Below are 26304 nucleotides of genomic sequence, written 5' to 3'. Positions count from 1 at the left end.
TCAGATCCAGACGAAAATCGCCAGCAGCGCGCCAAAGAACGCCCATTTCTGCAAGTAATACAGCTTGCGATTGCGTTTCTTCAGCGCCTTGCCTTGCAGGCGAATCTTGTACAGCCGGGAAAATGCCCGGTTCAGGCCGCCAGTCTTGTCGCCGGCATCATTCGGCGCGCCGGCGGCGGCCATGACGGTGCGGCTAAACCAGCGGTTGAACGCCGTGGCCCAACGGTATTTCATCGGCCGCTCCACGTCGCAGAACAAGATGATGCGGTTCTGCGGCGTGGTGTTTTCGGCGTAGTGAATGAACGTCTCGTCGAACACCACCGCTTCGCCATCACGCCAGTGATAGGTCTCGCCGTCGACATTGATGTAGCACCCGGCATCGTTGGGCGTCTGCAGGCCGAGGTGGTAGCGATAGGACCCGGCATACGGATCGCGATGGCGCACCAGTTTCGAGCCGGACGGCAATTCGGCGAACATCGCCGCCTTGATCGATCCGATGCCTTGTACCAGTTCGGTCGTGCGCGGGCACAGCTTCATGGCCGACGGATGGCTGTCGCCGTACCACTTGAGGTAGAAGCGCTTCCAGCCGGTCTTGAAGAACGAGTTGAAACCCACATCGTCATATTGGTCGGAACGCTTGATCGCCCCCGCCTGCAGTAGGCTCTGGCCTTCGGCGCGGATTTCTTCCCAATGCGCCTGCAGCGGGCTCAAGTCCGGGAATTGCTCGGGATTCAAAAACGGCTTGTTCGGCCATTTGGAACACAAGTACAGCAGGCAATTGATCGGCGCGAGGAAGGACGAGTGGTCGCTCAGTTGACGGCCGAGCTTGTGCCGCACGCGTCCGCGCAGATGCACATAGCCAATGGAGAGGAGATAGATCGCAACGATGATGAGCTTCACGGAATCGGTTGGGTCCAGAAGTGAAGAGGCTACTTCTCCAGGCCAGCCAAGCGGCAAGGGAGAGGCGTCGAGTGAGATGGCATTTTAGCCACAGTTTGTAACCTGAAGTTATCCCTCAGTTGTGAAAAACTGTCTAGCCAGGGCAACACCCTATCGTTAACGCGCCCAGATCAGTACAATCGCCGCCAAATATCACGCGCCCCCTTTGTCCGATGCCGGGAATCCCGGCTTCGGCGCATATGCACTCGGGCCAGGCGCTCCGTATGCTGCTGTCCTCTTATGCCGGATGGACCCTTGCGCTTGCGACCGCGAAGCCTCTAGCGCGGTGCGGATCGGCGCAAACAGGTACTGAACAGGTACTGCCGCACCCTTAGCTACTCTGAATGTTCCGCAGGATAAACCTTTGATCTCTACAGCTAACATCACGATGCAGTTTGGCGCCAAGCCACTGTTCGAAAACGTCTCTGTCAAGTTTGGCGCGGGTAACCGCTACGGCCTGATCGGCGCCAACGGTTGCGGCAAGTCGACCTTCATGAAAATCCTCGGCGGTGACCTCGAACCGTCCGGCGGCCAGGTGATGCTGGAGCCGAACGTACGGCTGGGTAAATTGCGCCAGGACCAGTTCGCCTACGAGCAATTCACCGTGATCGACACCGTGATCATGGGCCATGAAGAGCTGTGGAAGGTCAAGGCCGAGCGCGACCGCATCTATTCGCTGCCGGAAATGACCGAAGAAGACGGCATGGCCGTGGCCGAGCTGGAAACCGAGTTCGCCGAAATGGACGGCTATACCGCCGAATCCCGCGCCGGTGAGCTGCTGCTGGGCCTGGGCATTCCCCTGGAACAGCATTTCGGTCCGATGACCGAAGTCGCGCCAGGCTGGAAGCTACGTGTGTTGCTCGCCCAGGCCTTGTTCTCCAATCCGGAAGTGCTGTTGCTCGACGAACCGACCAACCACCTGGACATCAACACCATCCGTTGGCTGGAAAACATCCTCACGGCGCGTAACAGCACCATGATCATCATTTCCCACGACCGGCACTTCCTGAACAGCGTCTGCACCCACATGGCCGACCTGGACTACGGTGAGCTGCGCCTGTTCCCGGGCAACTACGACGAGTACATGATCGCGGCCACCCAGTCCCGCGAGCAACTGCTGTCGGACAACGCCAAGAAGAAAGCCCAGATCGCCGAACTGCAGACGTTCGTCAGCCGCTTCTCGGCCAACGCCTCGAAAGCCAAGCAGGCCACCTCCCGCGCCAAGCAGATCGACAAGATCCAGCTGGCCGAGGTCAAGCCATCGAGCCGCGTCAGCCCGTTCATCCGCTTCGAACAGACCAAGAAGCTGCACCGCCAGGCCGTGACCATCGAGCGCATGTCCAAGGGCTTCGACGGCAAGACCCTGTTCAAGAACTTCAGCTTCACCGTCGAAGCCGGCGAGCGCGTGGCAATCATCGGCCCGAACGGCATCGGCAAGACCACCCTGCTGCGCACCTTGATGGGCGAGCTGACGCCAGATGCTGGCTCGGTCAAGTGGACCGAAAGCGCGGAGCTGGGCTACTACGCCCAGGACCACGCCCACGACTTCGAAGACGATGTCAGCCTGTTCGACTGGATGGGCCAGTGGACCCAGGGCGAACAGATCATCCGCGGCACCCTGGGCCGCATGCTGTTTTCCAACGACGAGATCCTCAAGTCGGTCAAGGTCATCTCCGGTGGTGAACAGGGCCGCATGCTGTTCGGCAAGCTGATCCTGCAAAAGCCGAACGTGCTGGTGATGGACGAACCGACCAACCACTTGGACATGGAATCCATCGAAGCGCTGAACCTGGCGCTGGAGAACTACCCGGGCACGCTGATCTTCGTCAGCCACGACCGCGAGTTCGTGTCGTCCCTGGCAACCCGCATCATCGAGCTGAGCGCCGACGGCGTGGTCGACTTCAGCGGCACCTATGACGACTACCTGCGCAGCCAGGGTGTGATGTTCTAAGAGCAGCCGCGAGTTGTAAGCTTCGAGCTGCAAGTGAAAGCCCCGTCCATGTGACGGGGCTTTTTCATTCCTACAGCACAGAATCCATGGATACCCCTGTGGCGAGGGCCATGACACAAGCAAACCGTTAGCCAGCTTCCTTTTCTTCCCGTCACACGCCATGATGAAACACTCCTGCCGCTGCCCGCGAACGAGTCCCATGCCAACAGCCCAGCCCGCTCCCAGTTCCTTGTCGATCACCTTGCAGATCGTCTCCATCGTTTTCTACACCTTCATTGCCTTCCTCTGCATCGGCCTGCCGATTGCGGTGTTGCCCGGGTATGTCCACGAGCAATTGGGCTTCAGTGCGGTCATCGCCGGGCTGACCATCGGTTCCCAGTACCTCGCCACCCTGCTCAGCCGGCCCATGGCCGGGCGGTTGTCGGACAGCGTCGGCACCAAGCGGGCCATCGTCTATGGCTTGCTGGGGATTCTGCTCAGCGGCGTGCTGACATTGATCTCGACACTGCTGCAGGATTTCGCACTGCCAAGCCTGTTGATCCTGATCGCCGGTCGTCTGTTGCTCGGGGTAGCCCAGGGCCTGATCGGCGTCGGGACGATCAGTTGGTGCATGGGCCAGGTCGGCGTGGAGCACACGGCCCGGTCGATTTCCTGGAACGGCATCGCTTCCTACGGGGCCATCGCCATCGGTGCGCCGCTGGGGGTGGTGATGGTCGGCAGCCTCGGCTTCGCCAGCCTGGGCATCGCCTTGTCATTGTTGGCCGGCATGGCGCTGCTGCTGATTCGCAACAAACCCTCGGTGCCGGTCGTGCGCGGCGAGCGCCTGCCGTTCTGGGCGGTGTTCGGGCGCATCTCACCGTTCGGCACGAGCCTGTGCCTGGCCTCGATCGGCTACGGCACGCTCACCACCTTCATTACGCTGTTCTATGTCAGCCGCGGCTGGACCGGCGCGGCGTGGTGCCTGACGGTCTTCGGCATTTGCTTCATCCTGTCGCGGCTGTTGTTCATTTCCAGCATCGCCCGCTTCGGTGGTTTCAGCTCGGCGATTGTCTGCATGAGTATCGAAACCCTGGGCTTGGTGTTGCTGTGGCTGGCGCCGTCCACCGCGTTCGCCTTGATCGGCGCGGGACTGGCGGGTTTCGGGCTGTCGCTGGTCTATCCGGCGCTGGGGGTGGAGGCCATCAAGCAGGTGCCCAACAGCAGCCGGGGCGCCGGATTGAGCGCCTACGCGGTGTTTTTCGACTTGGCATTGGCGATTGCCGGACCACTGATGGGCGCGGTGGCGTCGAACCTGGGGTACCCCGCGATTTTCTTTTTTGCGGCACTGCTTTCGGTCGTCGGCCTGGGACTGGCCTTGTTGCTGAGGCGTCGGGCCGAAAAAGCCGATTATTGATCTGCCGTCCTCAAGCCGGCACGCGTCGGCTTGCCGAGGGCGTCGCTGAAAAAGCGAGTGGCTTCGGTGATCATGGTGCGATGGATGTCCTTGCGGTCGACGCCATCGGCATCGGTGCACAGCGCCGGCATGGCCGCGATCTGCTCGTCGGTGCAGGGCGCCAGGAATACGAAGTGCCCTGCCCCGGCCAAGGTCTTGAAATCCGGCGCCGTGGGGAGCTTGCGAGCCAGCGCGGCGGCATTCTTGTCAAACGCCACCAGCTTGTCGCCGTCACCGCTATACAACAGCACAGGCACATGCACATCCGCCAGGGTGTGACGCCCGAACTTCAAGCTCAGCGGCGCCATCAGCAGCAATGCACGAACCCGGGGATCCGCCACCGGGGACAGGTCATCCCGATCGGCAACCAGTTCACCTTGGGTATTGCACGCGTCGCGGTCGTCCGGTCGTTCCTGGCAGTAGCGGCGCAGGCGATTGAGGTCTGGCGTGGCGCCGGACAGGATCAAGGCGGTTTCGCCACCCGCCGAATAGCCGATGACGCCGACTTGGCCGGCATTCACGAAGGGAGAAAGCATCGGGTCATTCAATGTCGCGGTGATCGCCTCGGAAATCTGGATCGGCCGACCGTACAAGTTGCTCAAGGTACCGAGCCGGCTGTGATCCTGGGCGTTGTCACCGGGATGAATCACCGCCACCACGACGAACCCCTTGCGAGCCAGTGACGTGGCCAGGTCATGCAGGGCCAGCGGCGTGCCCGTGTTGCCGTGGGACAGCATCAACAGCGGAAACCGCCCGATGGCGATCTGGGCCTCCGGCGCCGCGTCGATCTGATAGCCCCCCAGCGAGCTGGATTGCTCCCGGGCAGTCGAGGGGTAAAACGCGATGGCGTGCATCGGCTGTTGATCCAGCGGATCGAGGAAGCTCAGCTCATGAAAACCGGCGCTCCAATGCGGATGCGGCGCCGGCGCGGCGTGCACCGAACCGAGACTGGTAGCCAGACAAAGCAGCAACGCTGCACCAAGACGTTTCATTTGAATCTTCCACCTTCACCAGCGCGCGGGAAGGCCCCGCTGCTCGCACATTGGCCGTGCATAACCTGCGCCAGAAACCGACGCCAAATGCAGGAAAACCCTGCATCCCGGCCATCCAATGACGACGAGAATACAGGGTTTTGCGAAGGTTGCCCGTAATGCTTGGGGCTTTTACGCAAGCCTTACGCAGCGGCGAACTGCTGGCCAATCTGCAACTGGGCCTCATGCATGGCTTTGGCGCGCATGTCATCACCGTAGGCCAGGCCCTCGGCGCGGACGAATTCGATGTCGGTGATGCCGAGGAAACCGAAGACCAGCTTGAGGTATTCCTCATGGCCGATGCCACTCGGCTGGCCGGCGTGCAAGCCGCCGGAGGTGGAAACAATCAGCAGCTTCTTGCCACCACACAGGCCTTCAGGACCGGCTTCGGTGTAGCGGAACGTCTTGCCCGCGACGGCGATGCGGTCGATCCAGGCCTTGAGTTGCGTTGGGATGCTGAAGTTGTACATCGGCGCTGCGATCACTACGGCGTCCGCCGCGAGGAATTCGGCCATGGTCGACTCACTGAGCTCGGCTTCGTGCTTGAGGGCGGCGTCACGCAGCTCGGCGCTGGTGCCAGCGGCAACCAGTGTCTGGGAGGAGAAGTGGCTGATGGCGTCGGCGGCCAGGTCACGGTAGGTGACGGAAATGTCCGGCTCGGCGGCTATCCACGCTTGAACCAGCTCACGGCTCAATTGGCGCGAAGCGGAATTGTCGCCGAGGATGCTCGAATCGATGTGCAACAGTTTCATGTGAGTGCTCTCCAAGTGAGGATCGCGGCTGGGCGATCAATTGAGAACAATCCTATCGATGAAACCAATGGTCGATAAGTCAGCAATAATGCGATAGTTCGTTCCACTGACAGGACAATCGAGCCCGGACATGCAAGACCTCAACGATCTGTATTACTTTGCCAAGGTGGTCGAAGCCGATGGCTTCGCGGCTGCCGGGCGCTTGCTGGGTATCCCGAAGTCCCGGCTGTCGCGGCGCATCGCCGAGTTGGAGGAGCGCCTCGGTGCCCGCCTGCTGCAACGCACGACGCGCCAGTTGAAGCTCACCGCCGTCGGCGAACGCTACCTGCGTCATTGCCAGGCGATGTTGCTCGAAGCGGAAATGGCCGACGAGGCAGTGGCGAGCATGTCCAGCGAACCCCGCGGGCGGCTGCGGGTGTCGAGCCCCGTGGGGCTGGCGCATCAGTTCTTGCCGTCGATCATCGAAACCTTCCTGGCGAAGTATCCCCAGGTGCAATTGGAGATGACCCTGCTGAACCGGCGGGTGGATTTGATCGGCGAAGGCATCGACGTGGCCTTGCGCGTGCGCGATCTTGGCGACGAAGACCCGTTGCTGATGACGCGACGCTTGCGCCAGGCCAGGCTGATGATGGTCGCCAGCCCGGCCTTCACCCAGGGACGGCGGATCGAAACCCCGGACGACCTGAGGCAACTGCCGGTGTTGGGCGCGCTGGAGGCCGATCGGCTGGTCCATCTGCGCCTGCTCGACAGCACGGGGCAAAATGTCGATCTGGCCCTGGAAGCGCGCCTGGGCATCGACGATTTCATCGTGCGCCGCGCCTGCGCCCTCGCCGGCCTGGGCTTCACGTTGCTGCCCAGCATGTATTGCGAAGAAGAACTGCAGGATGGCAGGTTGGTGGAGCTGCTGCCCGGCTGGTCATCGCCCGATGGCTGGTTGCAGGCGGTTTATCCTCACCGGCGCGGTATGCTGCCGGCGGTGCGCGCCTGGATCGATCACCTGGTGGCGGCGTTCGAACAATGTGGAGACAAAACGATATGAGTTTGAGCGAAGAGGATGTCGCACAGTTTTGCCTGGGCTTGCCAGGGGCCAGGGAGGATTACAAATGGGGTGGCGTGCGGGTGTTTTCCATCGCCGGAAACAAGATGTTCGCCCTGCAGGGGCTGCGCAGCGATTCGTTGGCGTTCAAGGTCGACAAGGACCTGTTCCTCGGTCATTGCGACCGGCCAGGCATCCATCCGGCGCCTTATCTGGCCCGGGCGCAGTGGATCATCATGAACGTGCCCTACCCGCTGGGCGATGATGAGTTGCGCGGGTTGCTGCAGCGCTCCCATCAACTGGTGGTGAGCAAATTGCCGAAGCGGACGCAGGTTGGGTTGTTGCTGTAGCGGTGGCTGGCGGGTACAACCGACCTACTGTGGGAGCGAGCTTGCTCGCGATGAGGTCAGCCCAACCAGTATCAATATTGGATTGAAGACCGCAATCGCGAGCAAGCTCGCTCCCACAAGGGATGCGTGGCGGCTAGAACAACGCCAACAGATGCCCGCCCAGGAACAACTGGTCGACCCAGAATCCCTGGTGCAACAGCACGATGAACCAGAACACCACCTGGAACGACACCTTGCGGGTCTTGTGGCGAAACACCTGTTGCGCCAGCAACGCGCCGGGCCAGCCGCCGGCCAGTTCGACGGCGTGCAATACGTTTTCCGGCGTGCGCCAGGCGTCCGCCCGCGCCTTGCGCTTGTCGCTCCAGTAGAGCAGGAATGCCACCAGGCTGACGCTGCCATAGGCGACCATCGGCACCCAGGACTCGCCTTGCAGCCCGAGCAAAAGCGACCCCGTCAACGGCAACGCGCACAGCAGCGCGAAAACTGCCAATTTGAACCGCAGGTTCTGCACGGCTCCGCCGGTTTTATGCGCCGCGCGCCTGGCCGATTCGGTCATGGCTTGGCCGCTGACCAGTCCACCCAGCCAAACTGCCAGGTCGCCAGGATCAACAGGCCAAACGCGATCCGATACCAGGCAAACACCGCATAGCTGTGGCTGGCGATAAACCGCAACAAGCCTTTGACGGCGATCATGGCGAAGATGAACGCGGTGATGAAGCCAATGGCAAACACCGGGAAATCCGCCGGAACGAACAGTTCGCGGTATTTGTAGCCCGAGTAGACTGCCGCACCGACCATGGTCGGCATCGCCAGGAAGAACGAGAACTCGGTGGCGGTCTTGCGCGACAAGCCGAACAACAGGCCGCCGATGATAGTTGCCCCGGAGCGGGAGGTGCCGGGAATCATCGCGATGCACTGGGCCAGGCCGACTTTCAGGGCATCCTTCCACGTCATGTCATCCACGGTTTCGGCGTGGACCTGATGCTGGCGCCGCTCGGCCCAGAGCATCACGGACCCACCCAGCACCAGCGCGGTCGCGACGGTAATCGGGTTGAACAAGTAATGGTGGATCCAGTCGGCGAGCAGCACGCCCAAGATCACCGCCGGAAAGAAGGCAATCAGCAGGTTGGCGGTAAACCGACGGGCACCGGGTTGCGTCGGCAGGCCCAGCACCACATCGAAGATCTTGCGCCGAAACTCCCAGACCACCGCGAGGATCGCGCCGAGCTGGATGATGATGTTGAAAGCCATCGAACGCTCGCCCCCGAACTCGAGCAGGTCGGCAACGACGATCTGGTGCCCCGTGCTGGAAATCGGCAGGAACTCCGTCAGCCCCTCAACCACGCCAAGAATCAATGCCGAAAAGGCCGTCCACAAATCCATTCTTCCCCCAAAAACGCCTGTCTGTTCAGGCCTCATCACTATTTAAACGTCATGCAGGTGCACGCAGCGGCTGCACGATAACCGCGACCTTGCAAAAAAAACCAATGAAAAAGCAGAACCGACTCAGGTTTTGCGCTGCGGGGCCGAAATCCTATCAGACAAGCCCTGATAACGCTGCCGCGTCATGACCCAGGTCAATTCAGCAGGGCCGCCGAGCGTTAAAGTGCCGGCCGTCGTTAATGACAAGAATAAGAACCGGAGTGACAGCGAATGAATAGCTTGCGCAGTGTATCGATCAGCCGACGCTTGTGGCTCATCCTGGTCGTGGCCATCGTGATGTTGTTCACGCTGGGCGCGTTTATGCTCAAGCAGATCCACACGGACCTGTATCAGGCCAAGGTGCAGAAGACCCAACACGTGGTCCAGACCGCCAGTGGTGTGTTGAACTACTACCATGGCTTGGAAACCGCAGGCACCCTGACCCGCGACGCGGCGCAAAAGCAAGCCCTCAGCGCGGTGCGGGGACTGCGCTATGACCAGAGCGATTACTTCTGGATCAACGACCTGACGCCGGTCATGGTCATGCACCCGACCAACCCGAAACTCGAAGGCCAGAATCTTTCTGCCATCCGCGACCCGAACGGTTACGCGCTGTTCAACGAAATGGTGGCCATCGCCAAGGCCAAGGGCGCTGGCATGATCAATTATCTCTGGCCCAAACCGGGCGCCGAAGCGCCGGTCGGCAAGACGTCCTACGTCAAATTGTTCGAACCCTGGGGCTGGATCATCGGTTCCGGGGTGTACGTGGATGACGTCCAGGCAGAATTTCAATCCCAGTTGATCAAGGCGTCGTTGATCGGCTTGGCGATCACCTTGGTCATGGGCCTGCTGCTGACGCTGATCGTGCGCAGCATCGTCCGCCCGCTTCAAGAAACCGTCAACGCCATGGCCAATATCGCCAGCGGCGAGAGCGACCTGACCAGAACCCTGGATACCCACGGCCAGGACGAAGTGACGCAACTGGCGCGACACTTCAACGCGTTCACCGCCAAGCTGCGGCAAGTGGTGAGCCAGTTGCAGACCTCCGCCAGCGCCTTGGGCCAATCGTCCAGCGAATTGGGCAACGACGCCGCCCAGGCCCAGCAGCGCAGCCAGCAGCAATCGCAGCAAATGGAGCTGGTGGCAACCGCCATCAACGAAGTGACCTACGGCGTGCAGGACGTGGCGAAAAACGCCGAACACGCGGCCAGCGAGATGCGCGACGCCGAGTCCCAGGCCCAGCAGGGCCAGGTCAATATCGACGGCAGCCTGCAACAGATCGACCGGCTGTCCCAGACCATCGACCAGGCCGTGGAGGTGATCCGCACCCTGGCCAGTGAAAGCACCCAGATTGGCAGCGTGCTGGAAGTGATCCGCTCTATCGCCGAGCAGACCAACCTGCTGGCGCTCAACGCGGCGATCGAAGCCGCCCGTGCTGGCGAACAGGGTCGCGGCTTTGCCGTGGTGGCCGATGAAGTGCGCCTGCTGGCCCAGCGCACGCAAAAATCCACCGCCGAAATCCAGGCCATGATCGAACGCCTGCAAAACCACTCCGAAGCGGCAGTAAAGGTCATCAGCGACAGCAGCCGCGCTTCGCAATTGACCATCGAGCAGGCCGGACTTGCAGGCGCCAGCCTCAATGCCATCGGCCAGGCCCTGCGCAATCTCAACAGCCTGAATGCCTCCATCGCCAGCGCCACCCTGCAGCAGGCCCACGTGGTGGAAGACATCAACCAGAACGTCACCCAGGCCGCCGGGCTCTCCCACAGCACCGCCGTGGCTGCCGAGCAATCGAGCCTGGCCAGCGCGCGCCTGAAGGACCTCAGCGAACAGCTGAACGGCTTGCTCAAGCAATTCCGGGTCTGAGAAGCACCTCTGGAAGAAACACCCTGTGGGAGCGAGCCTGCTCGCGAAGACGGTGGAACATTCAGCATGGAGGCAAGCTGAAGTTCCGCTTTCGCGAGCAGGCTCGCTCCCACATTGATTCGGCGCTGACTTCAGGTTCGTTGTCCACTTTCATCCCCCTTGCTCGCGATAGCGCCAGTGCATTCAGCATTGAAGTTGGAGCTCCGCGCCCCATAGCGTTTACAATCCCCGCCCTCCCCAACTCCTCCAAGGAACCGCCATGTCCGGGCTTGAACTGTTTGCCGCAGCCCTCGGCGTGATCGCTGTCTGGCTGACCGTCAAGCAGAACCCCTGGTGCTGGCCGATCGGCCTGGTCATGGTGCTGCTTTACACCTGGATTTTCTTCCACGTGAAGTTGTATTCCGACATGTTGCTGCAGGTCGTCTACGCCGTCCTGCAGCTATATGGCTGGTGGCAGTGGACCCGCGCCGGGCGCAACCACGACGGGCGACAGGTGACGCGCCTGGAAGGCCCGTCGGTGGTGCTCGGCCTGGCCATCGGTGCGGCTGGCAGCCTGGCGCTGGGCGCGGCAATGGCCCATTGGACCGACGCCGCGCAACCCTGGCTCGACGCCGCGCTCACCGGGTTCAGTCTGGTTGCCCAGTGGTGGATGGCACAGAAACGCGTGCAATGCTGGCCGTTGTGGATCGTCCTGGATGTGATTTTCGTGGGTTTGTTCATCTACAAAGGCCTGTACCTGACCGCCGCGCTCTATGCGCTGTTTACCCTGCTGGCAGTGCAAGGCTGGCGGGAATGGCGCGCCGACCCGGCGTTGCGCGTATGAAGGTGGTGGTGCTGACCGGCCCGGAGTCCAGTGGCAAGAGCTGGCTGGCGGCGCAATTGCAGGCCCACTTTGGCGGCTTGCGAGTGGATGAATACGTGCGCGATTTCATGGAACAGACCCAGCGCGACACCTGCCTGGCCGACATCACCGACATCGCCACAGGGCAACTGGCCCGGGAAGACGCGGCCCGCGCCCGGCAGCCGGCGCTGCTGATTCTCGACACTCACCTGCTGAGCAATATCCTCTGGAGCCAGACCTTGTTCGGCGACTGCCCGAGCTGGCTCGAACCGGCCTTGCTGGCGCGTCATTACGACTTGCACCTGTTGCTCAGTCCCGAGCAGGTCGAATGGGTCGGTGACGGCTTGCGTTGTCAGCCAGCACTAGCCGAACGCGTGGCTTTTTTCGAAGCCATCGAAGGCTGGTTGGTTCGCCAGCGGCAACCTTTCGTCAAGATCGAAGGTGATTGGGCCCAACGTCGCGAGCAGGTGTTTGCGGCCGTTTCCCGGCTACTCCAGGCTTGAGTTGTTACATCGCTGAAACAGCAAGCACCCGCCAAAGCCGGATCCAACGCCGCTTCACGTCATCGCCGGCCTGACTGTCAAGTCACTGAAACACCCTCTTCCCAAGCCTGGATCCAGAGCCATACGACGGCGGGCGGCGTGTCGTGGGCCGCAAACCCAGTCTCAGGAATGAAACAGGTTGCGCGCCAGACATTTGCCATTACTTGCAAACGGTTGAATCCAAAGACTTTTCAAAACACGGCACAACACCTGCTCTTCCTCTTCGCAACGCTGACTAGGGCCAGCGTCCAGTGAAGAAGGAATCGATGTCATGGGGACATTCAACGGAAGGTTGATCTGTCTGTTGTTGATCGGCTGCGCCGCCAGCGCGACGCTCAGTGTGCCGGCGCAGGCCGAGGGCAACGGCGTCATCGTACTCAACCGTGACGTGCAACCCGTTCATATCGGTCGAAATGGCGGCAAAGACCCCTACCCGACCACCGTCAATGCCAATCCGTCCGATCGGATCAACCAGGCGACCGCCAGCACCGAGCTGAGCGACGGCGAATTCGCCAGCGTGGCCAGCGGCTCGACGATCCGTAACACGGTCAACCCGAACACCGGCGTCCAAGGCCTCAACGTCGTGACCAACCCCAACGGCATGCCCGGCATGGGTGCCGGCCACGGCGGCGGTAGCGGCGGCGCGATTTCCGGCACGATCAACCGCTCGCTGAGTTCCGGCCTGGCCCCATTGGGTCGGCTGGCGGGAGGCCAGTGAGATGAACCCGACCTGGCTCATGATCGCCCTGCTCGGCTCATCCGCCGCCCTCGCCGATCCAGGCGTGGCAGTGAGCAGCCACGCCGACCTGCAGAATTCCGGCAGCCGCTACACCGGCAACTTCAACCTCAACCAGGCGGCTGGCGACCAGACCCAGCAGACCAACACCCGCGCGATCGCCATCGGCACCGATGCCCAGGCGACCACCGTCGTGCGCCAACGCCTCGACACACCGGCCAGCCCGGCGCTGAACGCCAGCGCGCGCATCGGCGGCAGCTCATTCACCAACGGTAACGGTGTGCTGGGCGTCAACCAGTCCGCCGGCGCCAATAACCAGATGGCCAATGTCATGCGCGTGGGCATCAGTGCCCGCCCGCAGAGCATGGATGACAGCGCCCTTTCCCAGCAGAACGTGGCGCTGGTACCGAACTCCGGAACAACTGACACCCCAACCGGCAGTCGCCAGGTCGCTACCAGCGACCAGGCCTTCACCGGCAGCCGAGGGGTGATCCAGGTGAACCAGAGTGCCGGGGTGGGGAACCGCATGGCTAACACCCTGAGCATCCGGGTCGCTGACTGACCCGGCGCAGCACATAAGCGCAGTACATAAGAAAGTACCAACACTTAACCAACGACACGCAAGGAGAAACACCATGAAACCTACAATGGCGCTCAAACCATTGGTTTTCGCTCTCGCCGCTGTCATGGCAATGGCTGCACAGGCTGGAGGAAACGACAACAACGGTCATGGCAATGGCCATGGCAACCATGGTCCCAAAGGGCCGACGCTGGAACAATTGCTCTCCATCAGTGCCGGCGCTGGGGCCACGGTGCTGGATGAGCAGAACAGCGACGGCAACGTAGTGACCAACCAGGCGACCCGCAATACCGCCGAAGCCACTGACTCGCTCAACGGCAGCAACGGCAACATGGGCGCCAACATCGCCGCTGGCGACGGCAACCAGCAAGACAACGCCGCCGCACTGGCCACCGCCGACGAGAGCTTCATCTTCGGTTCGGCTGTCGCCGCTTCCAGCGCCACGCAAGTCAATAACAACAACCATGTGAACAACAACTCCACGCAAAACAACGCCTCGCTGACCAGCGCGGGCAACAACGGCTCCGGCAACATCGGTATCAACGTGACCGCCGGCAACTTCAACCAGCAGAAAAACAACCTGGCCATTGCCGTGTCGGGTGGCCGTGTCGCCCAGGCCTCGGCTTCGGCTGACCAGTCCTCCACTGGTCTCGTCGTGGACAATAAAGGCGTGAAGAACTACAAGACCGACACCCTTACCAACACCTACGAAGCTTCGGGCTCCTTCAAGGCCAAAGGCACCATCAAAGAAGAAGGTGGCTGGGGTGACAAAGGTGGCTACGGCGGCGGCCATGATGGCGACAAGATCTCCGTCGCAGGCACGTTCGAACTGGCCGGTAGCAATACCCAGCAAGTGTTGACTCGCGACGGTTGGAAAAACCCTGTCTACAACAACGCCACCATGACCAACTCCATGAACGGCTTCTCCGGTAACGGCGGCGCCAACGTGTCGGCGGGCGTGGGCAACCAGCAAAGCAACTCGCTGTCGATTGCGGCCGGCTGCAAGGCTTGCATGTAGACGCGCATGAAACGAAGCCCCGGCAACAGTAATGCTGTTCCCCTAGGGTTTGGATGAATCTTGTGGCGAGGGAGCTTGCTCCCGCTCGGTTGCGCAGCAACCGCAAAATCTTGGAGCCGCTCCGCAGCCCAGCGGGAGCAAGCTCCCTCGCCACGGACTCATTTCAATGCTTTAGATGAAGGGTGCTGCTGGAAAAAGGGGCTTTTTTCCCGGATGTCCATCAGGCGTATCGATCATGCGTGCGACTGCCCTTTGCCTGTTCATTTGCTTTGCCTGCGCGACCGAAGCCGCGCAGATGCCCGTTGCCGCCCTGCCTGGCGGCATGCTCATCTACAAACCCGTGCAAAGCGTGCGCGAGCGCAAGTTCAGCGACATCGTCGAACAGAAAACCGATTTCAGTTGCGGCGCCGCCGCGCTGGCCACTGTGTTGCGCCAGGCCTATTGGCTTGACGTCGATGAAGAGCACGTCATCAAGGGCATGCTGGTCAACGCCGACCAGGACCTGGTCCGCACCCAGGGCTTTTCCATGCTGGACATGAAGCGCTACGTGGAAACCATCGGCATGCGCGCCCGTGGGTATCGGATACCGTCGGAAAAACTCGAAGCGGTGACGATCCCGGTTGTGGTCCTGATGGAAATCCGCGGCTACAAGCACTTTGTGGTCTTGCAGCGGGCCGACAGGCAATGGGTCTACGTCGCCGACCCGGTGCTCGGGCACAAGCGCTACGCCCATGATGAGTTCGCCAAAGGCTGGAACGGCATCGTCTTTGCCATCGTCGGCCCCGGTTACGACAAGACCAACGCCTTGCGCAGCCCGCCGCAACCGCTGACGGCACGAAACAAACTGGACGGGTTCAACCCGGTCAAGGACGCGGAATTGATGGATTTCGGCTTCATCCAGAGCGACTTTTTCTAAGCGCCGTACAACTGCCAATAAAATACAAAAGGAGCAGGATGCTCCGGGAGCAACACATGAAACGCTCATACTGGCTCACGCTGGCCTGCCTGGCCGCAACGACGTCGGGTCTCGCCCACGCCGGTTTCAAACCCATCGAAGTCAAGGACCAGGAGCTCGCCGAGCTGCGCGGTCGCTACGTCATGCCCGGAAGGGTCATCAGCTTTGGCATCGTCATGAGCAGCACCTGGCGCAATGCCAGTGGCGACGTGATCGGCGCGTCCAGTTCCATGCAGATCCAGTCCACAACGGTCAAACCGCAGTTCTACGTCTCGACCATCAAGCAAACCGGTAACGGCAGCACCCCGGAACAGGGCAGCGGCACGATTACCGGCGGTGCCGGCCTTGGCTCAGGCCAAGGCGTGACCCAGAGCGTGCGAGCCGCGGGCGATGGCAACAGCGCCTACAACAACGTCAGTATCAACGTGAAGGAAAGCAGCCAGGCACCTGCCCTGGCGCCATCCCAAGGCCAATTGCTGACCAAGGGCCAGACCATCAGCGGCAGCAACGCCGCCGGCAGCGTCGCGGTCACCGCCACCGGCAGCGGCGTGCAAATGGCGATCCAGGCCAGCCACAACCAGGGCAGCACCCTGCAACAGGTGGCCCAGGGTGGCTTGTTGCAGAACACCCGCTTGCTGGGCAATAGCAACCTGGTCAACAACATGACCCAGCTCAACGTGGTGCTGAACAACAACGGCCCCAGCGCCGGGGCCTTGGACTGCAACCTGACGCAACTGCGCGGTCTTCGAAATCTCGGATATTGATCTACGCTGATCTCCGATCATTGGGCATATAGGGACGGCATATTTCATGTATCGATCCGTATCGTTGCGCGCTGTGATGTGTTTAAGCACGTTGTTCCCGGCGACCTTGCTGCAAGCAGCACCGGATGCCGACATCGAGGCCCTGAAGCAGGAACTTCTCGAGCTCAAGCAACGTTACGAGGTCCAGCAAAAAGCCCTGGCGGTACTCGAACAGCGCGTCCGCCAGGTAGAAGATCAACCCGCCGCCCCACAACCCAAGCGCCTGGCCAAATCGCCGGCCGACCTGAAAGGCAACCAGGGTGTCGCCGGCAATGGCGGGGCAACGGCGGGAGGCAGCGGCTACGGGCAATCCCTGGCCGACGATTCGCAACCGGCGCAAAGCGTTTCCAATCTGTATGACGAGGCCAGCGGCTTTTTCGGTGGCGGCAAATTCAGCTTCGAAACCGGCGTGACCTATTCGCGCTATGACACGCGACAACTGATCCTTAACGGCTTCCTGGCCCTGGATTCGATTTTCCTCGGCAACATCAACCTGGATCGGATCAAGGCCGACACCTGGACCTTGGACCTCACCGGTCGCTACAACTTTGACAATCGCTGGCAGTTCGACCTCAACGTGCCGGTGGTCTATCGCGAGTCCACCTATCAATCCGGCGGCGCCAACCAAGGCGCGGCCGGGGTCACCAGCGAAGAAACCGTGACTCGCGACCCGACCATCGGCGACGTCAATTTCGGCATCGCCTACAAGTTCATGGACGAATCGGTCAGCAGCCCGGACGCTGTCGTGACCCTGCGCGTCAAGGCGCCCACCGGCAAGGACCCGTTCGGCATCAAGCTGCGCCAATCCCAGGCCAACACCAACTTGTTCGTGCCGGAGGACCTGCCTACTGGCAACGGCGTCTGGTCGATCACGCCGGGGATTTCGCTGGTCAAGACCTACGATCCGGCGGTGCTGTTCGGCAGCCTGTCCTACACCCACAACTTCGAGGAGTCGTTTGACGACATCAGTTCCACGGTCAACCAGAAGGTACCGGGTAAGGTGCGGATCGGCGACAGCTTCCAGATCGGCGCGGGTATCGCCTTTGCCTTGAACGAAAAGATGAGCATGTCGTTCTCGGTGTCCGATCTGGTCCAGAAGAAAAGCAAGCTCAAGCAGGACGGCGGGGACTGGGAATCGGTGGTCTCCAGCGATGCCAATGCCGGCTACTTCAACATCGGCATGACGCTGGCTGCCAGCGACAACCTGACCATCGTGCCCAACCTGTCCATCGGGCTGACGGACGATGCGCCGGATTTCACGTTTAGCCTGAAATTCCCGTATTACTTCTGATGCCCCTCCCTTGTGGGAGCGAGCTTGCTCGCGATGAGGTCCTCTCAGCTAACTTTGATGTTGACTGGCAGGCCGCCATCGCGAGCAAGCTCGCTCCCACAGGTTTTGCGCCGCGTTGAATCAGCGAATCTGATGCTTGTGCAACAACCGATAGAAGGTCGGCCGCGACACGCCCAGCACCCGGGCGGCGACACTCAGGTTGTCGCTGTGGCGGTTGAGTACATCGCTCAGGGCCTGGCGCTCGGCGCGGGTCTTGTAGTCTTCCAGGGTGCCCATCGGTGCGGCGACGCCCTGGTGGCTCGCCAGGCCAAGATCCCGGGCTTCGATCTGCCGCCCCTCCGCCAGCACCAAGCCGCGACGAACGCGGTTGGCCAGTTCGCGGACGTTACCGGGCCAGTCATGCATCCCCATCGCCACCAAGGCGTCTTCACTGAAGCTGCGCGGCCGCCGGCCGGTTTCATGGCTATAGAAATGCGCGAAGTGACTGGCCAGCATCGACAAATCCCCGTGACGCTCTCGCAACGGAGCCATCACCACCTGCAAGACGTTCAAGCGGTAATAAAGGTCTTCGCGAAAACGCTTGTGTTCGATCGCCGCTTCCAGGTCCACATGGGTTGCCGCGAGCACTCGCACATCAACCGCAATCGGCTGGCTGCCACCCACGCGCTCGATGTGTTTTTCCTGGAGGAACCGCAGCAGGTTGGCCTGCAGCTCCAGCGGCAGGTCGCCGATTTCGTCGAGGAACAACGTGCCGCCGTGGGCCGCTTCGATCCGTCCGATCTTGCGTTGGTGGGCGCCGGTAAAGGCCCCCTTCTCATGGCCGAACAGCTCGGACTGGATCAGATGCTCGGGGATCGCGCCGCAATTGATCGCGATAAATGGCTTGTTGCGCCGTTGCGATTGGCAATGCAGGGTGCGCGCCACCAATTCCTTGCCGGTACCGCTCTCGCCACGGATCAGCACCGGTGACTCGGCGGGCGCCAGTTTGCTCAACAGTTTGCGCAGCTCGCGGATCGGTTTGCTGTCACCCAGCAATTCATGTTCAGGCTGGTCGATGTGAACCGAGCCCTGCCCCCTCAGCCGCGCCATGCCAAAGGCTCGGCCCAACGTCACTTGGACCCGGGAAACATCGAAGGGCAACGTGTGGAAGTCAAAAAACCATTCACAGACGAAATCGCCGACGTTTTTCAGGCGCAGCACTTCCTGGTTCAGCACGGCGATCCATTCCGCGCCGCTGCGGCTGATCAATTCCTTGACCGCTTCGGGGCGCTCCAGATGAAAAGGCTGCAACCGCAAGAGGCCAACGTCGCAGCTTCGGTCGCTCGCGTGCTCCAGGGAACAACTGTCGACATTCCAGCCGATGGCTCGCAGCCCCGGCATCAGGCGATGACAATCATCGCAAGGATCGACCACGAGCAAACGACGCAACGCACTGGCTTCGATCATGACTGATCCTTGGCGCCAAAAATAAGGAAATATGATTAGAAACAGGCGTTTGGCGAACCTGCATGTAACAGTAGCAAGAAGTTGACACTTGCTTGTATCGATTAGTTATCAAGAAGATCGTGAAGCGGTTATAAGGCAGCGTTTCGTTAGTTCTTGGAACCTGGAATCTTTCACCACCCTTTCAAACAAAAGGCCAAAAGCCGGGTCTGAAAGAAAATCGAAATTTATTCATCAATTGTGTGACCTGCTCCCGGGTTCGGGACATCAGTACAAGTAACCCGCCGCACGGTCCGCCCAACCGACGGCACATCATTTGATTGGGCACCCTTGAGAGATAACGCCATGAACGCCCCGCTCCGTATCAACGAAGCTCTTTTGATTGCCGACCGCGCATTCCGTCCTTTCCAATGCGTGGCCTGGGCCCCACAAGACGGTAACGGCGAACTTAGCCTGACCGTCATCGACCGCACCAATACGCATATTGGCCGGACTCAGATTCCCAGCAGCGCTTATACCGATCCTGCTCAACTGGCCGACCTGTTGAAACAGGCCCGTGCCGAATTGAGCCAGGAAGGCTACAAACTGCAATCCTGGTCCATGCCTGAATAGTGCCCTGACAAGCCGGTTGTTTATTTGCCGGCTTGGCATTGGATTGCAAAGCCATTGTTTAGGCACGAATAGTCTTCGTGCCTGTAGAACCTGACAGTTGTGCACTGTCTGTTTCAAGGATTGAATATTGCTCTCATGCAAACGCCGCCTCATTATCCAGGCCGGTCGATGCGCAAGGAGAGCCACGCATGCCCGTTCAATCCGTATTTGCACTCCCGATACGCCGGGCTCAGGCCGGGCACCTCGACACAGGCTTTGCCGACGGCGGTAAAGCCTGGGTTCGTTTTCCAGGGAATACCTCGACGCTCACCACCGGATTGGCCGTTGACCATGCCGGCCGCATTCTATTGGCGGCGCGGGTCATGACCGCCCAGGGCAGTCGCTTCGGTCTTGCCCGGCTTACCCCGAACGGCATGATCGACAGGGACTTTGGCATCAACGGCTACGTGGTCGACGCGTTTGCACCGGGTTGCGAAGCCACCGCAGGCAAGGTCACCGAGCTGCCCGACGGCAATATCCTGCTATCCGGCCTGCATTACGAAAGCGCCGACAATACCCTCCCTGCCCTGGCGCTGTTCGATCCCCACGGTCACGCCGTCCATGGTTTTGGCGATGCCGGGCGACAAGTCGTGCGACTTTGCGGCAACCTGTCCCAGGGCATGCGCGATCCTTGGCTACCGCCTGGCGTACCTGGGGTCGAAGCCTGTGACATGCGCGTGCAAGCCGATGGCAGGATATTCATCCTGGCCAACCATCACTTCCAGACGTCCGATCACGTTGGCGTGTTGATTCGATTATTGCCGGACGGCTCACTGGATGACTCGTTCAACCATCGTGGTTTCGTGATGGTTCGGCGACTGCTGAAAAACAGCTGGCTGAGCTGCCTGGCCCTGCAGGCCGACGGCCACATCGTCGTAGGCGGAGCCATCGATTGGCCCCAGCGCGGCCTGATGGCTCGCTACGACGCCTGCGGCCAACTCGACGAGCGCTTCGGCGACGGCGGTTTCCTGTCCTTCACGGCCCAGGGGCGCAGCGTGATGGTCAGCCAGGTCGTGCAAAACGCCGTCGGCGATCTGCATGCTTTTGGCGGCAGTCGCGACCCCATGCATTGTCTGTCAGCGTGCATTCCCAAGGACGGCCAGCCGACGCCGGACAACCACGACGGCCAATGCCGCCTCCTGGCAATCGGCAACCATGCCAGCCAGTGGACGGCCGCGCAGATGCAGGCAGATGGAAAAATCGTGACGGCCGGCGCAACCATCGGCGGCATCGAGGCCGATTTCATTCTGGCTCGACACCTGCCGGACGGTAATCTTGATCCGGCGTTCGGCCAGGGCCAGGGTTGGCTGCGCACTCGACTGGGCTACAGCCTCGATACCGCGACGGCCGTGGCCGTGCAGGCCGACGGAAAAATACTGGTGGGTGGACATTCGTTACAAGGCACCTCCAGGGCCGTGTTGACGCGGTACAGCGCCTGATTTCCGATCCTTTCGGCTAGCGGTAACAAGTCCTACGCTTGATATTCCTCATGGCTTACGGCAAGTTGCGCGCTTCTAATTAAAAGGAGCAGCCAATGTCCGGTCAAATGGCTCAAGCTTTTGCGCACAACTTCCTGGGGCATTCTCCACGCTGGTACAAAGCGTGCGTCATCGTTTTCCTGATTCTCAATGCGCTGGCGTTCTTTACGCTGGGCCCGGTCGTCGCCGGTTGGATGCTGGTCCTGGAGTTCATTTTCACGCTGGCCATGGCCTTGAAATGCTACCCGCTGATGCCTGGCGGACTGTTGGTCCTGCAAGCCGTGGCGCTGGGCATGACCACGCCAAAAGCGCTATACGACGAACTGGTCCACAACTTCCCGGTCATCCTGTTGTTGATGTTCATGGTGGCCGGTATCTACTTCATGAAGGACCTGCTGCTGTTCCTGTTCTCGCGCCTGCTGTTGGGTGTGCGGTCCAAGGCGGTATTGGCCTTGATGTTCTGCTTCCTCTCGGCGTTCCTGTCGGCATTCCTCGATGCGCTGACCGTGACGGCGGTGATTATCAGCGCCGCGGTGGGTTTCTATGCGGTGTACCACCGCGTGGCCTCGGGCAATGACCCGCGCCAGGACAGCAGCGTCGATGAAGACCATGACCTGCCATCATTGCACCATCAGGACCTGGAACAGTTCCGGGCCTTCCTGCGCAGCCTGCTGATGCATGGCGCCGTGGGCACCGCGTTGGGCGGCGTATGCACCTTGGTGGGCGAGCCGCAGAACCTGCTGATCGGGCATGAAATGGGCTGGCACTTCGTCGACTTCTTCATCAAGGTCGCGCCAGTGTCGCTACCCGTGCTCGTCGCCGGGCTGGTGACCTGCGTGGCGCTGGAGAAACTGCGCTGGTTCGGCTACGGCACGCTGCTGCCAGATAATGTCCGGGCGGTATTAGCCGATTATGCCGAGGAAGACAACCGTGAGCGCACCGCACGCCAGCGTGCTGCCCTCATCGTCCAGGGTATCGCCGCGCTGATCTTGATCGTGGCCCTGGCCCTGCACCTGGCCGAAGTCGGGCTGATCGGCCTGACAGTGATCGTGCTGATCACCGCATTCACCGGTATCACCGACGAGCACCGGCTCGGTAGCGCGTTCAAGGACGCCATGCCCTTTACAGCGTTGCTGGTGGTGTTCTTCGCGGTGGTCGCGGTCATTCACGACCAACACCTGTTCTCGCCATTGATCCAATGGGTATTGGCCCTGCCGGCCGACCAGCAACCTGGCATGCTGTTCATCGCCAACGGCCTGTTGTCGGCCATCAGCGATAACGTCTTCGTCGCGACGATCTATATCACCGAAGTGAAGCAAGCCTTTGTCGCCGGCAACATGACCCAGGAACACTTCGAGACCCTGGCGGTCGCCATCAACACCGGCACCAACCTGCCCAGCGTCGCCACGCCCAACGGCCAGGCGGCTTTCCTGTTCCTGCTGACGTCGGCCATTGCCCCGCTGGTTCGCCTGTCCTATGGCCGCATGGTCTGGATGGCGATGCCTTATACCGCGGTGATGGGTGGCCTGGGCTGGTATGCGGTGACTTACTGGCTGTAACGCCATGACCGAATGGACATGACTTTGTGGCGAGGAAGCTTGCTCCCGCTGGGCCGGTCCGACGCCTCGGGCGCAGCGGCCCCCTTTTTTGCGGTCGCTTCGCAACCGAGCGGGAGCAAGCTCCCTCGCCACAAGTATGTAGGATTATCTAGCGGGGCAAGATGTACCGCTCGATCGCCAATGCCGCACCGTCCTCGGTGTTGGCTGCGGTAACGACATCCGCCTGGCGCTTGATCGCCTCTTCCGCCTGTCCCATTGCAATCGACAGTCCCGCGCGATGGAACATCGCCGGATCGTTGCCACCGTCCCCCATGGCGGCGGTCTGCTCCAGCGGCACGCCCAGGAACTCCGCCAGGGTCGACAGTGCCTCGCCCTTGTTCGCCTTCATCGCCGTTACATCCAGGTAGATCGGTTGCGAACGCGACACCTGGGCCTGGCCCTTGAGCAGCGGATGCAGGCGCGCCTCAAGTTCCACCAGCAGATCCGTGTTGGCGCTGGTCGCAACGATCTTGTCGATGCGCTCAAGGTAAGGCTCGAAACTCTCCACTTCCACCGGCGGATACCCCAGGCCGCGGGTTTCAACCGGCACCATCGGACCGTTGGCGTCGCGCACCAGCCAGTCGCCGTCGGCAAACACCCACACTTCGATGCCGGGCTGATCGGCGTACAGCGCCAACGTGGTCAGTGCCGCCTCGGGCGGTAAGTAGTGAACAGCCAGGAAGGTCCCGTCCGGGTGCACCAGCGTGCCGCCGTTGAACGCCGCCGTGGGCAGGTCGACACCCAGGGCTTCGATCTGCTGCAGCATGGCTCGTGGGGGACGCCCGGTGGCAAGGCTGAACAGCACGCCAGCCTCGCGCAACGAACGAACGGCTTGGATGGTGCGCTGGTTGAGACTGTGATCGGGCAGTAGCAACGTACCGTCCATGTCACTGAGCAAAAAGCGGATGGGGCGTTTCACCTGGTCACTCATCCGAGGCCATGCCAGACGCGACCATCGCGAGTCAGCAATTCGTCGGCGGCCGCCGGGCCATCCTCACCGGCCTGGTACGGCTGGACCGTTGCGTCTTCCCGCCAGGCATCGAGGAACGGCTGCACCGCGCGCCAGCCGTTTTCGATGTTGTCGGCACGCTGGAACAATGTCTGGTCGCCCGTCAGGCAATCGTAGATCAGGGTTTCGTAACCCGTTGACGGCTGCATTTCGAAGAAATCCTTATAGGCAAAGCCCAATTCAATGTTGGCCATGTCGAGGGCCGGCCCGGGCCGCTTGGCCAGCAGGTCGAACCACATGCCTTCGTTGGGCTGGATCTGGATTCTCAGGTACGTAGGTTGCAATTCGTCGACTTCGGTGTCGCGAAACTGCGCGTAAGGCGCCGGCTTGAAGCAGATGACGATTTCCGTGTCGCGCACGCTCATGCGCTTGCCGGTGCGCAGGTAGAACGGCACGCCGACCCACCGCCAGTTGTCGATCATGACCTTGAGGGCGACGTAGGTCTCGGTGCTGCTGTCGGCTGCGACGTTGGTCTCTTCGCGGTAGCCTTTGACCGCGTTGCCGCCGACTTCCCCCGCCGTGTACTGGCCACGAACCGAATTGGCGCGGGCCTGCTCCACCGACCAGGGGCGGATCGCCCCGACCACCTTGGCCTTCTCGCCACGCACCGCGTCAGCGCCAAACGCCGCCGGTGGTTCCATCGCCACCATCGCCAGCAGCTGGAACAAGTGGTTGGGCACCATGTCCCGCAGGGCGCCGGTGTGCTCATAAAAGCTGCCGCGGGTTTCCACGCCAACGGTTTCGGCGGCGGTAATCTGCACGTGGTCGATGTAGTGATTGTTCCAGAACGCCTCGAACAGGCTGTTGGAGAAACGGCTGACCAGAATGTTCTGCACCGTCTCCTTGCCCAGGTAATGGTCGATCCGATAGATCTGTTTCTCGCTCATCACCTTGAGCAGGCAGGCGTTGAGCGCCTCGGCGGTTTGCAGGTCGGAGCCGAACGGCTTCTCGATCACCACGCGGCGGAAGGCGTCATCCTGCTCCTGAAGCAGCCCGGCCGCGCCAAGGCGGCGAACCACTTCACTGAAAAAGCGTGGCGCGGTCGCCAGGTAGAAGACCGCGTTGCCGGTGCCGCTGGCGGCGATTTTCGCCGCCAGCGTTTCATAGGTACTGTCGTCGAGAAAATCACCCTGAACGTAACCGATGCCCTGGGCCAATTTGGCCCACAGCGCGGGATCGAGCGCCCGATCAGGATCGCCGCCCTTGACCTGCGCCTCGTTACGGATGAAATCCTCGAGTTTTTTCGCAAAATCCACATCGCTGATAGCGTTGTGATCGACACCGATGATCTGCAGGCCATCTCCCAGCAGTCCGTCGCGACTGAGGTGGTAAAGGGCCGGCATGAGCAAGCGCTTGACCAGGTCTCCATGGGCACCGAACAGGAACAACGTGGTCGGCGGCGCGGGTTCTGCCTTGGATTTCCTGCCGATCGACGTCATTTTTTCGGCGTCTCCACGTGGCCACCGAAGCCGAAGCGCATGGCCGACAACATCTTGTCGCCATACGTAGCCTGCTGACGGGAGCGGAACCGCGCGAACAGCGAACTGGACAGCACTGGCACCGGCACCGCTTGTTCGATGGCCGCCTCGATGGTCCAGCGCCCTTCGCCGCTGTCGGCAACTTCGCCGGAGAAACCATCCAGCTTCGGATCGCTGGCCAGCGCATCCGCGGTCAGGTCCAGCAGCCAGGACGAAACCACGCTGCCGCGTCGCCAGACTTCAGCGATATCGGCGACGTTCAAGTCGAAACGCTGCTCGGGCGGCAGGCTTTCGCTGGACTTGGTCTTGAGGATATCGAAGCCTTCGGCGAAGGCCTGCATCATGCCGTATTCGATGCCGTTGTGGATCATCTTCACAAAATGCCCGGCACCGGCCGGACCGGCATGGATGTAGCCGCGCTCGGCGCGATCGTCGTCGGACTTGCGGTCGCGGGTGCGTGGGATATCGCCCATGCCCGGCGCCAGGCTGGCAAACAACGGATCCAGGCGCCGGACAACATCGGCATCCCCGCCGATCATCATGCAGTAGCCGCGCTCAAGCCCCCAGACGCCCCCGGACGTACCGACGTCGATGTAGCTCAGGCCTTTTTCCGACAGGGCCTGGGCCCGTCGGATGTCGTCCTTGTAATACGTGTTCCCGCCGTCAATGATCACGTCGCCCGGCTCGAGCAGCGCGCTCAACGCGTTGATGGTGTCTTCCGTAGGCGCGCCGGCTGGCAACATGACCCAGACGGCCCGTGGCGTCTCCAGGCCGGCGACCAACGCTGGCAGGTCCGCGACGCCCGTTGCGCCTTCCTGGCTCAGGTTTTCGACGAAAGCGGCATTGCGGTCATACACGACGGTGATGTGCCCATTGAGCATCAGGCGCCGCGCAATATTGCCGCCCATGCGGCCCAGTCCAATGATCCCGAGTTGCATGTGCTGATGCTCCCTACTACAAATAAAGGTGTGTCAAAGGTTTAGCTCAAACGACTTGTGGAGGTTAGTCCAGAGCATTGCGGCATAGTTTCCGGGTAAATCGCCCGATCACAAAGGATAACGTTCAAAAACCGGCCGAAGACACGGCGACCATGAAAAATAAA

Annotated in this window: 25 protein-coding genes; 16 read left to right on the top strand and 9 right to left on the bottom strand. The window is 61.2% G+C overall.

The window, feature by feature from the left end:
• Nucleotides 1-900 carry a lipid A hydroxylase LpxO gene (gene lpxO / locus KSS97_RS13510; RefSeq protein ID WP_198796952.1) on the bottom strand — a complete coding sequence of 300 codons (900 nt, stop codon included), beginning with the start codon at nt 898-900 and terminating at the stop codon, nt 1-3.
• Between the two features lie 403 nt (nt 901-1303).
• Between lpxO and KSS97_RS13505 the strand changes: the two genes are divergently transcribed.
• Nucleotides 1304-2890, top strand: a complete 1587-nt coding sequence (locus KSS97_RS13505) for an ABC-F family ATPase (RefSeq protein ID WP_030142693.1) — start codon at nt 1304-1306, stop codon at nt 2888-2890.
• Between the two features lie 199 nt (nt 2891-3089).
• Entirely contained in the window at nt 3090-4283 is a 1194-nt protein-coding gene (locus KSS97_RS13500; protein WP_030142694.1) for an MFS transporter, read from the top strand.
• Here KSS97_RS13500 and KSS97_RS13495 read toward each other — a convergent pair.
• Nucleotides 4277-5314 carry an alpha/beta hydrolase family protein gene (locus tag KSS97_RS13495; protein ID WP_030142695.1) on the bottom strand — a complete coding sequence of 346 codons (1038 nt, stop codon included), beginning with the start codon at nt 5312-5314 and terminating at the stop codon, nt 4277-4279. The genes KSS97_RS13500 and KSS97_RS13495 overlap by 7 nt on opposite strands.
• A gap of 182 nt (nt 5315-5496) precedes the next feature.
• Nucleotides 5497-6105, bottom strand: coding sequence for an FMN-dependent NADH-azoreductase (locus KSS97_RS13490; protein WP_030142696.1), 609 nt, complete (start codon nt 6103-6105; stop codon nt 5497-5499).
• Between the two features lie 130 nt (nt 6106-6235).
• Between KSS97_RS13490 and KSS97_RS13485 the strand changes: the two genes are divergently transcribed.
• Nucleotides 6236-7144, top strand: a complete 909-nt coding sequence (locus KSS97_RS13485; protein WP_030142697.1) for a LysR substrate-binding domain-containing protein — start codon at nt 6236-6238, stop codon at nt 7142-7144.
• Nucleotides 7141-7491 carry an MmcQ/YjbR family DNA-binding protein gene (locus KSS97_RS13480; RefSeq protein WP_030142698.1) on the top strand — a complete coding sequence of 117 codons (351 nt, stop codon included), beginning with the start codon at nt 7141-7143 and terminating at the stop codon, nt 7489-7491. Before KSS97_RS13485 ends, KSS97_RS13480 begins: the two co-directional genes overlap by 4 nt.
• 133 nt (nt 7492-7624) lie before the next feature.
• Here the strand turns inward: KSS97_RS13480 and KSS97_RS13475 are convergent, their stop codons facing one another.
• Both KSS97_RS13475 and KSS97_RS13470 read right to left on the bottom strand, forming a co-directional pair.
• Entirely contained in the window at nt 7625-8047 is a 423-nt protein-coding gene (locus KSS97_RS13475) for a DUF1294 domain-containing protein (RefSeq protein WP_030142699.1), read from the bottom strand.
• Entirely contained in the window at nt 8044-8874 is an 831-nt protein-coding gene (locus KSS97_RS13470; protein WP_217861875.1) for an undecaprenyl-diphosphate phosphatase, read from the bottom strand. Before KSS97_RS13470 ends, KSS97_RS13475 begins: the two co-directional genes overlap by 4 nt.
• Nucleotides 8875-9144: 270 nt before the next feature.
• On the opposite strand from KSS97_RS13470, the gene KSS97_RS13465 reads away from it, so the two are divergent.
• From KSS97_RS13465 to fapF, 9 genes are all read left to right on the top strand, one after another.
• Nucleotides 9145-10779 (top strand): methyl-accepting chemotaxis protein, encoded by a 1635-nt coding sequence (locus KSS97_RS13465; protein ID WP_198796954.1) that lies wholly within the window; start codon nt 9145-9147, stop codon nt 10777-10779.
• A gap of 259 nt (nt 10780-11038) precedes the next feature.
• Nucleotides 11039-11602 (top strand): nicotinamide riboside transporter PnuC, encoded by a 564-nt coding sequence (pnuC, locus tag KSS97_RS13460; RefSeq protein WP_030142702.1) that lies wholly within the window; start codon nt 11039-11041, stop codon nt 11600-11602.
• Nucleotides 11599-12123, top strand: a complete 525-nt coding sequence (locus KSS97_RS13455) for an AAA family ATPase (RefSeq protein ID WP_030142703.1) — start codon at nt 11599-11601, stop codon at nt 12121-12123. The genes pnuC and KSS97_RS13455 overlap by 4 nt, the downstream gene beginning before the upstream one ends.
• Before the next feature lie 310 nt (nt 12124-12433).
• The gene (gene fapA, locus KSS97_RS13450) at nt 12434-12880 is read left to right on the top strand and encodes a functional amyloid chaperone FapA (protein ID WP_030142704.1); all 447 of its coding nucleotides are present in this window, start codon (nt 12434-12436) and stop codon (nt 12878-12880) included.
• Nucleotide 12881: 1 nt separating this feature from the next.
• A complete protein-coding gene (fapB, locus tag KSS97_RS13445) occupies nt 12882-13460 on the top strand; it encodes a fibril amyloid subunit FapB (RefSeq protein ID WP_198796956.1) in 579 nt (192 codons plus the stop codon).
• Nucleotides 13461-13533: 73 nt separating this feature from the next.
• Nucleotides 13534-14496, top strand: a complete 963-nt coding sequence (gene fapC, locus KSS97_RS13440; RefSeq protein WP_198796957.1) for an amyloid-like fimbrin subunit FapC — start codon at nt 13534-13536, stop codon at nt 14494-14496.
• Nucleotides 14497-14731: 235 nt separating this feature from the next.
• Nucleotides 14732-15412: a fibril amyloid maturation endopeptidase FapD gene (gene fapD / locus KSS97_RS13435; RefSeq protein ID WP_030142707.1), complete on the top strand. Its 681-nt coding sequence runs from the start codon at nt 14732-14734 to the stop codon at nt 15410-15412.
• 56 nt (nt 15413-15468) lie between these two features.
• Nucleotides 15469-16215, top strand: coding sequence for a fibril amyloid subunit FapE (gene fapE, locus KSS97_RS13430; RefSeq protein WP_198796959.1), 747 nt, complete (start codon nt 15469-15471; stop codon nt 16213-16215).
• Between the two features lie 46 nt (nt 16216-16261).
• Complete coding sequence (gene fapF / locus KSS97_RS13425) at nt 16262-17545, top strand: fibril amyloid transporter FapF (protein WP_217861874.1); 1284 nt, start codon at nt 16262-16264, stop codon at nt 17543-17545.
• Between the two features lie 120 nt (nt 17546-17665).
• Here fapF and KSS97_RS13420 read toward each other — a convergent pair whose 3' ends face one another.
• A complete protein-coding gene (locus KSS97_RS13420; RefSeq protein WP_030142710.1) occupies nt 17666-18991 on the bottom strand; it encodes a sigma-54 dependent transcriptional regulator in 1326 nt (441 codons plus the stop codon).
• A gap of 342 nt (nt 18992-19333) precedes the next feature.
• On the opposite strand from KSS97_RS13420, the gene KSS97_RS13415 reads away from it, so the two are divergent.
• The 3 genes from KSS97_RS13415 (at nt 19334) to nhaB (ending at nt 22676) form a co-directional block, all read left to right on the top strand.
• Nucleotides 19334-19600 carry a hypothetical protein gene (locus tag KSS97_RS13415; RefSeq protein WP_030142711.1) on the top strand — a complete coding sequence of 89 codons (267 nt, stop codon included), beginning with the start codon at nt 19334-19336 and terminating at the stop codon, nt 19598-19600.
• 188 nt (nt 19601-19788) lie between these two features.
• The gene (locus KSS97_RS13410; RefSeq protein ID WP_217861873.1) at nt 19789-21078 is read left to right on the top strand and encodes a hypothetical protein; all 1290 of its coding nucleotides are present in this window, start codon (nt 19789-19791) and stop codon (nt 21076-21078) included.
• Between the two features lie 95 nt (nt 21079-21173).
• On the top strand, nt 21174-22676 hold the full coding sequence (nhaB, locus tag KSS97_RS13405) for a sodium/proton antiporter NhaB (RefSeq protein WP_217861872.1): 1503 nt from the start codon (nt 21174-21176) through the stop codon (nt 22674-22676).
• A 148-nt stretch (nt 22677-22824) separates the two neighbouring features.
• Here the strand turns inward: nhaB and KSS97_RS13400 are convergent, their stop codons facing one another.
• The 3 genes from KSS97_RS13400 to gnd are packed head-to-tail and all read right to left on the bottom strand — an operon-like array spanning nt 22825 to nt 26164.
• Nucleotides 22825-23646 (bottom strand): HAD family hydrolase, encoded by an 822-nt coding sequence (locus tag KSS97_RS13400; RefSeq protein WP_198796962.1) that lies wholly within the window; start codon nt 23644-23646, stop codon nt 22825-22827.
• Complete coding sequence (gene zwf / locus KSS97_RS13395; protein WP_030142715.1) at nt 23643-25163, bottom strand: glucose-6-phosphate dehydrogenase; 1521 nt, start codon at nt 25161-25163, stop codon at nt 23643-23645. Before zwf ends, KSS97_RS13400 begins: the two co-directional genes overlap by 4 nt.
• Complete coding sequence (gene gnd / locus KSS97_RS13390; protein WP_225936119.1) at nt 25160-26164, bottom strand: phosphogluconate dehydrogenase (NAD(+)-dependent, decarboxylating); 1005 nt, start codon at nt 26162-26164, stop codon at nt 25160-25162. Before gnd ends, zwf begins: the two co-directional genes overlap by 4 nt.
• Between the last annotated feature and the right edge of the window lie 140 nt (nt 26165-26304).

This window comes from Pseudomonas alvandae (assembly GCF_019141525.1).
GTDB lineage: Bacteria > Pseudomonadota > Gammaproteobacteria > Pseudomonadales > Pseudomonadaceae > Aquipseudomonas > Aquipseudomonas alvandae.
The sequence above is the reverse complement of the archived record's forward strand: the minus strand, read 5'-3'. Positions and strand labels throughout refer to the sequence as shown.